General features: G+C 45.8%; 12 protein-coding genes. 3 read left to right on the top strand and 9 right to left on the bottom strand.

What is annotated here, in order from left to right; genetic code table 11:
* Nucleotides 1-24: 24 nt before the first annotated feature.
* The 4 genes from ACYQ2L_RS07190 to ACYQ2L_RS07205 all read right to left on the bottom strand — a co-directional run bounded on the left by ACYQ2L_RS07190 (nt 25) and on the right by ACYQ2L_RS07205 (nt 4,667).
* Nucleotides 25-1,863 (bottom strand): discoidin domain-containing protein, encoded by a 1,839-nt coding sequence (locus tag ACYQ2L_RS07190; RefSeq protein WP_460053401.1) that lies wholly within the window; start codon nt 1,861-1,863, stop codon nt 25-27.
* 89 nt (nt 1,864-1,952) lie between these two features.
* Nucleotides 1,953-2,537, bottom strand: coding sequence for a hypothetical protein (locus tag ACYQ2L_RS07195; protein ID WP_460053403.1), 585 nt, complete (start codon nt 2,535-2,537; stop codon nt 1,953-1,955).
* A gap of 22 nt (nt 2,538-2,559) precedes the next feature.
* Nucleotides 2,560-3,972 carry a hypothetical protein gene (locus ACYQ2L_RS07200; protein ID WP_460053406.1) on the bottom strand — a complete coding sequence of 471 codons (1,413 nt, stop codon included), beginning with the start codon at nt 3,970-3,972 and terminating at the stop codon, nt 2,560-2,562.
* Nucleotides 3,973-4,046: 74 nt separating this feature from the next.
* Nucleotides 4,047-4,667, bottom strand: a complete 621-nt coding sequence (locus ACYQ2L_RS07205; RefSeq protein ID WP_460053409.1) for a hypothetical protein — start codon at nt 4,665-4,667, stop codon at nt 4,047-4,049.
* 254 nt (nt 4,668-4,921) lie between these two features.
* Between ACYQ2L_RS07205 and ACYQ2L_RS07210 the strand changes: the two genes are divergently transcribed.
* Entirely contained in the window at nt 4,922-6,046 is a 1,125-nt protein-coding gene (locus ACYQ2L_RS07210) for a glycoside hydrolase family 27 protein (protein ID WP_460053413.1), read from the top strand.
* A 12-nt stretch (nt 6,047-6,058) separates the two neighbouring features.
* Complete coding sequence (locus ACYQ2L_RS07215) at nt 6,059-6,577, top strand: hypothetical protein (RefSeq protein ID WP_460053417.1); 519 nt, start codon at nt 6,059-6,061, stop codon at nt 6,575-6,577.
* A 136-nt stretch (nt 6,578-6,713) separates the two neighbouring features.
* Here ACYQ2L_RS07215 and ACYQ2L_RS07220 read toward each other — a convergent pair whose 3' ends face one another.
* The 4 genes from ACYQ2L_RS07220 to ACYQ2L_RS07235 all read right to left on the bottom strand — a co-directional run bounded on the left by ACYQ2L_RS07220 (nt 6,714) and on the right by ACYQ2L_RS07235 (nt 10,594).
* A complete protein-coding gene (locus ACYQ2L_RS07220) occupies nt 6,714-7,064 on the bottom strand; it encodes a hypothetical protein (RefSeq protein WP_460053419.1) in 351 nt (116 codons plus the stop codon).
* A 109-nt stretch (nt 7,065-7,173) separates the two neighbouring features.
* Nucleotides 7,174-7,890, bottom strand: coding sequence for a hypothetical protein (locus ACYQ2L_RS07225; protein ID WP_460053421.1), 717 nt, complete (start codon nt 7,888-7,890; stop codon nt 7,174-7,176).
* Between the two features lie 113 nt (nt 7,891-8,003).
* Nucleotides 8,004-9,491 carry a glycosyl hydrolase gene (locus tag ACYQ2L_RS07230; RefSeq protein WP_460053425.1) on the bottom strand — a complete coding sequence of 496 codons (1,488 nt, stop codon included), beginning with the start codon at nt 9,489-9,491 and terminating at the stop codon, nt 8,004-8,006.
* Nucleotides 9,492-9,565: 74 nt separating this feature from the next.
* Nucleotides 9,566-10,594: a LacI family DNA-binding transcriptional regulator gene (locus ACYQ2L_RS07235; protein ID WP_460053429.1), complete on the bottom strand. Its 1,029-nt coding sequence runs from the start codon at nt 10,592-10,594 to the stop codon at nt 9,566-9,568.
* 81 nt (nt 10,595-10,675) lie between these two features.
* Between ACYQ2L_RS07235 and ACYQ2L_RS07240 the strand changes: the two genes are divergently transcribed.
* The gene (locus ACYQ2L_RS07240) at nt 10,676-11,671 is read left to right on the top strand and encodes a glycoside hydrolase family 5 protein (RefSeq protein ID WP_460053432.1); all 996 of its coding nucleotides are present in this window, start codon (nt 10,676-10,678) and stop codon (nt 11,669-11,671) included.
* Between the two features lie 182 nt (nt 11,672-11,853).
* Here ACYQ2L_RS07240 and ACYQ2L_RS07245 read toward each other — a convergent pair whose 3' ends face one another.
* A complete protein-coding gene (locus ACYQ2L_RS07245; protein WP_460053434.1) occupies nt 11,854-12,807 on the bottom strand; it encodes an aldo/keto reductase in 954 nt (317 codons plus the stop codon).
* Between the last annotated feature and the right edge of the window lies 1 nt (nt 12,808).

Below are 12,808 nucleotides of genomic sequence, written 5' to 3' on the forward strand. Positions count from 1 at the left end.
TTATCCTGTTTAACGGCACCGGATTCAGCGTGGCTGACCGTATACCTCGAAATTCCAGAGTGAGTAGCCCCATTCACGGCCACGTTTCTCTCCGTGGATCCTGACGTAACGGGCAGCTACCGGATCAAACTCATATTCGATTACACCGGGAACCCCCTCTGTCTCTGATGCCACAATCGTCCAGTCCTCACCATCAGACGAGACCAGAATATCGTAGATAAGACCGTGAGCAGTTTCCCAATTGAGCACCACACGATTCACTGCATGCTCATCCCCAAGATCAACCTGAATCCATTCATCATCAGGATTCTCAGCATCTGGCTCGTAGTAACTTGACCAGCGGGTGGTGGGAAGACCGTCAAATGCAAACCGGGGATCGTGCTGGCTGGCTTCCACCGAGCTGGCTCGCCCAGGTTTCAGCAACGCCAGGTCACCGTCTACGGGATCAATAACGTATACAAGAAACGAGGTACTGGTCTTACTGAGGTTCGCATTCGCTGCTTCAACAGTAATCTCGGCAATACCCGACATACCATCTTCAACGGCAAGACCAAGAATGCCATCCTCGATCAGTACAGTCACTAAATCTTCACGAGTATTCTGGAATACGCCAAATTCAAGATCAGTGCCGAAGTCCTCATCATAAAAAACCTCAGTAAGATCGGTCAGATCAGCTATGAGACCGGCACCCATTTGAACAACCTGGGTCCCGATCGGATTAACCACACCTGGAATTGATCCGGCTAATGAACGATCAACCCTGGCTGCATCTGGAATAATCTGAGCTATATACTGCATTCCCGGTGCAGCAGAAAACACATTCCCATGACCATCGTGACCAGTCCATGTCCAGGCCAGAGCACCGGCATAATCATTTTCAAGTGCAAACTGATATGCCTCACGCGGGCTGAGCGATGTACTGATCCGTGGACTGTCTATTCCCTTGGCAGAAAACTCACCAATCAGAATCGGTTTATCCAGGCCCCAGTGCGAAGCATGGTTATGAAAAGGTGATTGGTTCTCACCGAAATGCTCAGGATAATAGTGGATCTGATAGAAATCCAGATACCCATCAGGATCACCGCCTGCAGCAATCAATCGCTCATCACTATAATAATTGTTGAAGTTTTCTATATCCGAATTAACCCGTACATTCCAGGCACCATTAGTTACCAGTGCATCCGGATTAGTGCGGTGTATCGCCCCCGCGACCATATTCACAAAGCGCTGAACATCTGACATCTGAACCTTGATCGGTGTCCAGCCATATTCAGTCATACCCTCAGGCTCATTAAACACTTCCCATGCAACGAGTGCTGGGTGCCGTCCCACCTCCTCAACCAAGGGTATCAGAGCATTATCTATATAAGACTGGATCGCCTCAGTATCCTGTACAAATAGCTTGTTCCGCTCAGCCATTTCCTGTCCGATTGTGTCAACCTGAAGAAGATCAAAGCTGAACAAAACAGGCATAATGAGAACGCCGCGTTCCCAGGCTATATCCAATGCACGTCGCATGACAGGAATTGCCTGAGACGGCAAACCGGAGACCTTATGCCCGTCAAAAGTTGGGCTGTGTGCGCCGTTAACATGAATCCACCAGCGGATCGAATTCCCGCCGGAAAAAGCTACATCCTCAACCGCTTCAGTAAAACGCGCCTCATTGAAATTATTAAGGTCGGATGCAAAATTGATCCAGGCAAGGTTCATTCCGCTCAGAAACAGATCCTGACCATTATGATTTATACGATTAAACTCATAGGACTTGCTCTCCCTTGCCGCCCCTGTGGCACATGAAACTGCGAGAACAGAACAAACGAAAGCGAGCAAGCCTATGCTAATAAATGAATTGATTTTTTTCATGTTATCCTCTTGAAAATGCTGCCACCCTCACTGCTGTGTAGAGATGACAGCATAAAATTGAAAAACTGCAGACACGCAGTTTCCTGTACTTACTCCGTGATCAAACGGATATTATCAAGCACAACCGCCCCGCGGATCCCTGCGGCTCCATGAATGCTAAATGCAACTCGTTTAACATCATGTAGATTTTCTGTAGTACCAGTGTTTGCCCAGTTGCTTGCTTCTGATTTCACGTTATTACGGATATCAAACTCAACAGATTCATTAAGACCAGGTTGTATTTCTACATCCGATGACTCGTACCAGGTCCAGCCATCTCCGGTATTCGGAGCGACAGTCATCATTACTGGACTATCTGCAAGATTATTGATATCTACAACAACCTTGCTTACATTATGCCAGTTCGAGATTGCAGGCTCATCAATGCCAAATTGAGCAGATGAACTACCATCAAGCCGGAAATCCACACGAAGTGCACGACTACCTCTGGTTGCCTGATCTGTTTCTCCAGCATTCAAGGCGTTTTCCTGCCAGTCGAATACATTCCAGGCAGAGAAAGCTGCATCACTTTCAAAATCCTCGAACAATCCATCTGCAGGAACACCTGTGGATGTAGCACATCCAACAGCCAGCGCAGCAAAAACGACAAGCAATATACCTAGTGCTTTTTTCATAAATATCCTCCTGTATTCTTAACTACCAGGTTACCCTGGTTTCCAAAACAAAATTTCCTGTATTCTGATCAGCTGACATATCTGCCTGACTGACAACATAATATCCATCAATCACCAGATTGCTGGATATCCCGCTATGGCGGACACCAATTCGAGCCAGCCATTCATCGGTACCACCCGAAGCAGCCTGCTTGTAATGCCCATACAGATAAGGAGCAAGACTATACGCCGGCAGCACATAATTCAGTTTTGCTACTGCACCAAAGGGACGATTTCCTTCCTCTAAACTACTCTCACCGCTTATGTTTTTCATTTCCGCAAAGAATGCAAAACCAAGGTTCTGAACTAATGACCCTGCTCCTGCAGGATCAAAATAACCTAATCTCAGATCAGCTTGTCCAGCGCTATCACCTATCCTGCTGAACAAAGCGGTAATACTGAGTCCACGAGGATTTTCATCACCGCTCAAGGGGTTACGACCCGCATTTCCGGTTCCCTTCCAGAGAAATTTAAACCCTCCGTTCAAACCGATGGTATCGATTTCATTTGTCCGGGAATAATCACTGCCGATAAAGGGTACAAGGTAAGCTTCAGTACCAGCGCTGATTTCATACTCAACACCAGCCCCGACTCCATAGCGATCCGGATCAAGGTTAACACCTCCAACCGCATCCATGGCGAAAATAAATCCCTCAACAGGTTTCAATTCAATATCACCCGAGAATGCAAATACATTGTCAGTATTAAGCTCTGCAGGATCACTGTTCAGACTATACCCGCCATTGGGAGTTCCCAACTGCAGCTTCACTCTCAATGTATCCGCACTGTAACCAAAACCTAATAACCCCCATTGTGAAGCAGGCCCTAAAGTAAAGGCCGTAGATGCAGGACCGCTAATTAGAGGAGAATTCAGGGTATAATACGATGCCCTGGGAGCAAACTGATGAGGATTATTCATCCAGTCATTCCTTGGAACAAACAGACCACTCCGGGCCGCATGATTAAAATTCATCCCTAATTGATTACTGAGAATTGTTGCACTAAAACCCTTCCAGAAAAGCGAAAAATCTATAACACCCACTTCAAACGGAAATTCAAGTGAAGCGTTAGGTGTCGAATTAAGATTCTGTCGAAAGAATTTATGAGCAAACTTGAGCCCCTCCAGTCGTATACTTAATTGCAGGGAATCCCTTGCAGAATCTCCCGGGGCATCCCGAAAGTCATCTGGCTCCAGAACCTCATACCATAAACCCAGTTCGCGTATATAGTTTTCTACACCAAAGGCATTGTGATCGAGATTAAGCCCAATCCTTGTTCCTCCCTCAATCTTGAATATGGTTTTACTGCTCTCATTGGTCCATTCACGTGAGAACAGCACACTACTGCCTGACATGATCAGCACGACAACAGCAGCAATAATCTTTCTGCTTTGCATCCATACCTTCCTTCTATTCCTGAAAATACTGGCCGCCAGAAAACAGGCGGCCAATGAATACCGAGAGCAGACTCTTAATCAATCGGAATCAACTCAGCCTTTGTAATCCTGAAACCATCAGCATCATATGCCTGCTGGTTATAAACCTGCACAATAATCTTGATAATGTTCTCTGTGTCCATGTCATAGTCTGAAAAATTAATAGTTATATTCTGATTCTGTTCAAACCACACATCCTTGAAATCCTCTTCAGTATCTGTAATATAGCCACTGTCGAGATCTCCAAAATAAACGGTATACTGCAGCCCTTCGCCAGGAACTGGATGCTCGAATATCAACTCAAATCCACTATATGCACCAAGATCAACTGCATCCTCGTCTGCAAGATTAAATATCGCAAGCTCTACATTCCGATTCTGCTTGATATTGAATGTAATAACACCATCGTCCTGGAGAAGACCAACAGGATCTGTATCTTCCACATCTGACCAGCCATCAGCCGTGTTTTTGTAATCGGCGATAGTCCATTCATACAACTCAATAAGACTGAGTTCAGCTGTTTCCTCGCTATTACTTTCACTTTCTGTATCTGCAGGCAGCTCAGTAGTAATTCCTGTGCTATCACAAGCAACCAGTACAAACACTAAACTTAATACAAACAAGAACGACAACAACCTTCTTCCAAACTCCTTCATATAAAACCTCCTGATTATTAGAAACCGGTTTCTTATGATGATGCTACATCCGCTTTCGGAAACTGTCAATCAGAATTTTCTGTTATTTCGATTTTATCGAATGAATCAAAATTTTAATAATGAATTTCATTATTTCAAACAGTAATTAATCAATTTTATCCATATTAAAGCAGGATATGATATTTTACTTGTGCGCAGCCCATGAGCATGATATGCTTGGATCAAGCCACACTAAAACGGAGGAAACCCTTTTCATGTTATGCAATACACCACCAATGGGCTGGAATTCCTGGAATACCTTCGGGTCTGACATAACCGAGCAGCTGATCATCGAATCAGCAGAAGCACTGGTATCCAGCGGCTTGAAGGACGCCGGTTATAAATATGTTGTAATCGATGACTGCTGGTCAGAGCGTGAACGCGATGAATCAGGCAGGCTCGTACCTGACAGAATCAAGTTTCCGAATGGAATTGCAGCGCTTGCAGGCAGGCTCCATGACATGGATCTGAAACTTGGCATCTACAGCTGTGCCGGGGTCAGAACCTGTGCAGGGTATCCCGGCAGTTTCGAACATGAATTCGATGATGCCCGGACCTTCGCTGCCTGGGGTATTGATTATCTGAAATACGATTATTGTTATAAACCTGACGGCATACCAGGCGAAATTCTGTTTCGGCGTATGGCTGCAGCACTGAGAAACTCAGGCAGGGACATTCTTTTTGCAGCCTGCAACTGGGGAAATGACAACGCTGCACTCTGGATGCGTTCTGCAGGTGCTCATATATGGAGATCCACCGGAGATATTTTCGATTCCTGGAGTTCAATAAAAGAACTGATCCTGCTGCAGGATGGACTTGAACCCTATACAGCCCCGCAATGCTGGAACGATATGGACATGCTTGTTGCAGGCATGCAGGGAAAAGGAAATGTCGCCCGTGGGGGGTGCAGTGAAAAGGAATATGAAACACACTTTTCCCTATGGAGTCTTATGAGCTCCGCACTGATGCTCGGATGCGATATCCGCAACCTGGATGAATCAAGCAAAAAACTCTTTACAAACAAAGGTCTCATCAGGATAAACCAGGACTCCGAGGGTAGACCCTGCTACGTACTTCCACACTGGAACAATTCTGACTGCAGAACATATGTAAAACTGCTATCGGATGGAAGCTATGCAATCGGACTTTTTAATCTTGGTGAAACCAGGAGCGAAACTGCCGTACATCTCTGGGACATCGGCATACCAGCAAATTCGGGACACAAAGTCGAAATCCATGACGTCCTAAATCCAGATAGCAGTGAGTTCATTCAGGAACGCTACAGCTGCATGCTTGAAGCCCATACCTGCAGAATAATTCACTTACAGTTAAGAAAATAAAAGGAGAAACAAATGATGAACAAGGATTTCAGAAAACAGTCAGTTTTGTATGTTATGACAAGCGCAGCATGTGTAGTTATGATCATGCTCTCTTCATGTGCCAGTAGTGCAGACAGAGGAACCCGGGGAGCAATACTGATCAATGACAACCAGACCGGCGATGGAATTCACCAGATTGAATACAGTTCCGGCTGGACATATGCTGCAGACGATGAAAACAAATTCAACGGAGATGATCATTATAATGGAACTGCTGGCTCATGGTACCAGATTCGTTTCGAAGGTAGTAAGGTGCGGATATACGGTACTGTAGATGCCCACCATGGCTCGGCTACTGTCAACATAAACGGAGATCAGGTACAGGATGAGATCAGCTTCTTCGGTGAACGGCGCGCTTATCAGCGCCTGGTGTATGAAAGCCCAGATCTTGAACATGGTGACCACCGGATCCGGGTTACCACCACGGGGGACGGCGTGATAACCCTGGATTTTGTTGAGGTCTTAATTAGTGATAATAAAACACCACATTAAACCTCAGTTAAACAGAGGAAATTACGGAATTCCCTGCAATTTCCACTTCGCAATGGCAAACACTTAAGTTGTTATATTTAAACTACTTGAGCTTTTTTTTAATCTTGCGAATGCTAATGGAGAATATATTTCTCCATTAGCCCAGTATATACCTCTGAGGCAATCTCTGATGCAATTGTCCCGGAGTATATAATTGTCGCTTCCAGACCCTAATATCTTCCTCCGGTACCCCCTTCAGATGACTCAGAAATGCCCGCTGGGTAAACAGCCTTTTCAACCTGCTTTTGACCATTTTTTCCGGTAATCCTGCCCGCTGCCAGCGCTTTTGTCTCAGAGAATCCCTGCTACGATACGGCTTCATGAAGTTATGATACATGCGGTACACATGTACCGATTCCATTGCATTCACCACATTCCGCCTGAAGGTGACCGTCTCCCTGACATACGATGCAATGTCCTTTCGCAGCTCACGATCAAAATTATCCATGGCAAACATCGGCCCACCTGGCCCACGATTATGATCAGAACTGATGTGCTCCCAGGTAAGTCGTCTACAGGCTATCTGTTGATGCGTCAGCTCGCTTCTGCCTATTGCGTCAGGATATTCTTTTTTTATTGTCGGTGATTAAACACACCGATACAGGCAGGTTTATATCGGGTATTTTCGGTGGATTCCATTGCTCTATACGGTCACTCATGGTGTTCAGAATCCGCCCGAATGAGTTCACAATCCCTCGAGATTCAGGCCGGTAGACCTTCTCCAAACGGGCTTGTTTCTTTTTCTGGACATCAGTCATAACCCCTGTCCTGCGGATTGTAACGTGATCCATAGTATAGAGATACTCACTTTCCTTCCCAATTAGAATATGCAGGTTACTCGGGTAATATTGGCTCACCTCAAAGGATACAAAGCCATCAGCGATCAGATCCTCGGGCTTGTTCAGGTAGGGACTGAGCTCAGCGTGCAGCGCAATGCAGTTGCGGGCTAGCCGGCTGATTCTGTTGCGGCAGATGGCAGGTGAAATCCCGCGGTTTCGCTGGGTTGCGGCCAGGCTACAGCGGCTGCGGACATCCTTCAACAGATCATTGTATGACACAATTCGGTGCACGCGATAATCGATTGAGAAGGTACGTTCAGAGAAATAACGCCTGCAGTCCTTACACTGAAACTGCTGGAAACTACCAGCACAGGCTGAGCAGCCCTTGCCTTTCAGCCAGAACCAGGTGCCGGTTTTCTGCTTCTCTGATCGGCTACGCTTGTGATGCTTGTGATGCTCACAATGCTTGTTGGGACAGAATGGAGGGGTATGCATACGAAACTCCTTTTTTCGCTGTGTACATACCCATTACTACTACATGGTATTTCATTGAGCCTTGTGAATAAGGCGACTATAACCGGTAATTCTTTGTGGAATTTTCCAACGACTCAATAGGAAGACAACTCCGGTAGATCATCTCGGGTTATTACCAATTCATGATTGTATACATGCTGCTTGTGCTGCTGATCGTTATGCCATTCTCCTGACCAGAAGTTGTTGCTGTCGGTATTCGTGCTTCTTCCGTCATTCCAGACCATAAACCAGGACCACCAGGCTCCGTCGCGTCTGATAAGATCAGGATCAGGGATCGATCCGTTTTCTGTCAAGGCTATTAATTTCGGATTATCCCGATCCTCAATCATGGCCGCCGCCTGCAGAAACCTGGCAGACTGACTGCCGTATTCGTTTCTTCCCGGATATACATCCTCACCAATAATGTCTACATAATCATCTCCCGGATACCAATCCGGATGCTGGCCGTTCCAGACCCAGATAAGATTATTGAGTCCATGATGCTCTGTCATCCGCCTGTACATCAACTTCCAGTGAGCGATATGCGCATCTGGACCACTTCTTCCCCACCAAAACCATCTGCCGCTGGCTTCATGCAGAGGCCTCCATAACACCGGAACTCCCGCATCCTGCAAACGCAGTAATTCCCCGGAGATCAGATCTATATCCTCAATCATATGGGAATAATCACTGCTTTCAGTCAGCCACTCTGCCGCTTCAATATCATACGGCAAGGAAAAATCAGTTCTATCGCTGTAGAATTCATAGGTGGCTCTACCTGGATCACGCCAATGCCACATAAAAGATACAATTCCATTATCAGCCCACCACTGCTTCGCTTCTTCAACCTGTAGCAGACCACTGCCTCCATCAACATCCCGGGTGTAGTTCATAAAATCATAGCCCGCGAGGGCTGGATAATGTCCAGTGTCCTCATATACACGAGAAAACATGTCGATGGAATCGTCCCAGGTCAGATCCATCTGCCCTGAAATCACTTTTTTACCATAGTTATCTACAAGAAACTGCATCAAACGAAGTGTATTATCATTAGCATCAGGATTTACAAGTGAAGCTTCCACATTGAAGATCCAGGAATAATCCTCTGGATAATCTAGCTTGATAGATTGAACATCGAAATAACCCCAATGCGGGCGGATAGATATCTTGTTCAACCCTTGTACCAGGAGCACATCACCTACCAGAATTTCCATCCAGTTGCCTGAGTCCTTACTGATAAACTCACCAATGTACTCATCATTCACATGCACATCGTTGTGTTTACTCCCCCAACCTGCCTGAACTCTCGATACTACAGCGAGAGAAAGCCGCATATCCTCAACAGCATCTATAACAAAGTCCAGCCGCCCTCTGTCTTCAAAACGCGCATAATCACCAATTTCAGCAAGCGATTGAGCCCCTGCCAACGTAACCGATAAACTCGCAGGCAGGTCTTCAAGTTTGAAGATTTCAGCCTCTGACACTGATACATCCGAATCTATACGATCTCCAGCTTCCGATAATACAGCACAAGCTGTTGCGACGAATAACAGTCCAAGACATAACAATATATTTCTTTTCATAACACACCCCCTGATTTAATAGAAACCGGTTTCACAAGAGTATGCCATGATTCTATATGCGTCAAGCAGAAATGTTACCTGTCCTCACCGCAAGAGCTTCTTGGTATAATAGATGCTGGTATAATTACTTCTGATTCATCCGGATCTTCACCTGACATAAGTGTAAGCAGCATTTCCATTGCTGAAGATCCTAGATCCGATATAGGTTGTCGAACTGCAGTCATCCGAGGTTCAATAAAATCCAGATATCGATAGTCATCAAAAACAGTCAACCCGTAATCCGAGAACGGGATACCAAGCTCACGCATCTCGTCAATGACATCAAACAGAAATGCGCCTCCAGCTCCAATAAACAGACTGTCAAAGCCACCAGTTTCGAACATTTCACGTGTATGCCGGCGAATGTCCTCAGTTTCATAATCACGTACTGAATGAATGAATTCACTACCTACACCATGAGACTGAAGAGCAGCCCTGTAACCGGCTATCCGTCTTTGATTATAATGGTATTGGCCTGGTCCAGTCAGTATAGCTGGACTTTTATAGCCATGATCAAACATATAAGACACGATATCAAATGCAGCCTGATAGTTCTCGACATCTACATGATAATGCAGAAATTCAGGATTCCTGCCTATCATCACAAATGGAATAGATTGCAAAAGAAGACGGGAAATACTCTTGCGATCCAGATGCTCAGAACCAATAATCAATCCATCCACCTTTTTGGTTCTGAGTACCGGTTCATACGCATCTTCAATTGCCCCTTCATGTTTTGGCGTAAGTACAAGGAGGTTATATCCGTTATTGATCGCAGTAGATGCAACACTTGTAATTAGCAGCGACCAATATGCGCCGCTCAGAGAATGCCCGGCCTCATGAGGAACAATAATACCGATATTCCCTGTCTTCTGATTGGCCAGAGCCTGAGCAGCGGAATTTGGAGTAAAATCGAATTCCTCGACCAAAGCCAACACACGTTCCCGGGTCGCCTGGCTGATACCGGGACGATTATTCAGTACCTTCGAAACCGTACCCTTGGATACCTTGGCTAATCGGGCAATATGCTCAATTGTCAGCATTTTTTTTGATTCACTGCTCATTCCCTCTCCTCATTCAAGATTGACAATTTGTATTCCTTATAATAAGCTGAAACCGGTTTCTTTGCAAATCTGGAGGATAAAATGAAATTCAGACATACCGGTTTTAATGTTCAGTGGATGTATAGCTATCCTGAACCGGCTCTTGAACCTGATTTCAGGATGCTGGACTTTGCAGCTGCAAATAGATTCTCTTTTATCAGGGTCCCCGTAAATTACTGGTATCTGAATCATGATTTCTCCTATTTCCCTCTCGATCTCCTGGCGCTTGAAAAAATAGATCGCTACATTTCAGCAATCACCGAGCGGGGCATGCATGCTTCCCTTAATCTTCACCGAGCTCCAGGCTACTGCATAAACGGAGCTGAGATGGAGGCTCATAACCTCTGGACTGATGCGCCGGCGCGAACTGCGTTCATCGCATACTGGAAATTCCTGGCTGAACGCTATTCCAGTTACACATCTGAACAACTAAGTTTTGATCTCCTGAATGAACCTCCACGGATCGGACAATACAACATGTCTCTGGAAAGCCATAACTCCTTGATAGCAGAAACGATCCAGACAATCAAACAAGTCAGCCCTGATCGAATCATTGTAGTAGATGGACTATCCGGTGGCAATATCCCGATACCCGAATTAATCCAGCCAGGAGTTATTCAGAGCGGCAGAGCATACCAACCAATGCGCCTTACCCACTATAATGCATCATGGTGCGAGGAAACACACGGTATGAAGATTCAGGATTATCCCGGCACTGAATATGATGGAAAAATCTGGACAATTGAAACCATTCGTGATCATTTCCGCCCATGGGAAAATCTGGAAAACATGGGATCTTCAGTGCATATCGGTGAACTAGGCTGCTATAATACTGTCCCGAACAGCTCTGCGCTAAGATGGTTTGAGGACCTGTTCACCGTTCTCCGCCAAAACAACTGGGGGTGGGCATTCTGGAATTTTGACGGGCCCTTCGGCATATGTGAACATGGACGTTCTGGAGCGCGCTACACCAGGATAAACGGATACAATATCGATGCCGATCTCTGGCAAATCGTGAAAAACAGCATATCCGCCTGAATTGCACTATGAGTCGTTAGAAAACCCCACAAATCTTGCTTGTATTCTCTTTTCCTGCTGATAATTATATCGATACATAAGCTTTTCGAGAAAATAATGCAGGCTTTTCTATCCTAAGTCCCAGCAGGAAAAACAATTACAGAATTTCAATTGTGGGGTTTTCTAACGACTCAAAAAAAGAACTATGGAAGTACAGCTCCACGGGCCAGAATAAACAGCTGATACCACTCCTCTCGGCTTAAATCAAGGGTACAGCCCATTGCAGCCGAGCGGACGCGTATAAGATCTGTGCTTCCTACCACCGGCACAATTCCTGCGGGATGACGGCAAATCCAGGCGATCAAGATGGCTTCCGGACTGCATTCTTTCTCCCTGGCCAAATACTGGATGTATTCTCCCGCAGCAGCCTCGGCCGCAGTTCGATCGTTTATGTCCTGCCGGGTAAAGCGGCCGCGGTGCAGAGGTGACCAGGCCTGCAGGGTAATTTTATTCAGCCTGCAGTATTCCAGCGTATCCATGGAAAAGAGACGATACCCCGGTTCTCTCTGGTTTATACTTATTCCAGCTTCAAGAAGATCAGGATGTCCAAGACTGAACTGCATCTGATTCACTTCAATTCTGTCTCCGGTAGCTGACTGGAGCAGAGCAATCTGTGATGCAGAATGATTGCTTACTCCAAAAGAACGCACCAAACCCTCATTCTCCAAATCTTCCATGGCCCTGGAAATCTCCTCAACTTCCACAAGGGGGTCGGGTCGATGAAGCAATAGCATATCAAGGTAAGAGGTATCAAGTCGCTCCAGAATCTCATGCACGGACCGCACAATATGATCATAGGAAAAGTCATAACGACCAGGCGCTCCTGGGTAGTCGTCATCCGGAAAACGAATTCCGCATTTGCTCTGAATGTAAAGGCTCTCCCTTTTTATGGAAGGATGACGGCGAAGAACCTGTGAAAAAACCAGTTCAGACTTACCCCTGCAATAAATGTCTGCATGATCGAAATCTGTAATTCCATCCTCAATCAAGGGAATGATTAACTCTTCTGCAGCATCTACTGTGCCGGGACTGACCTGATCACTGCTCCAGTCGCCACCGATCTCCATACAACCATATATTAACTTCCCGTTTTTCAAA

Source organism: Spirochaeta dissipatitropha (assembly GCF_054657935.1).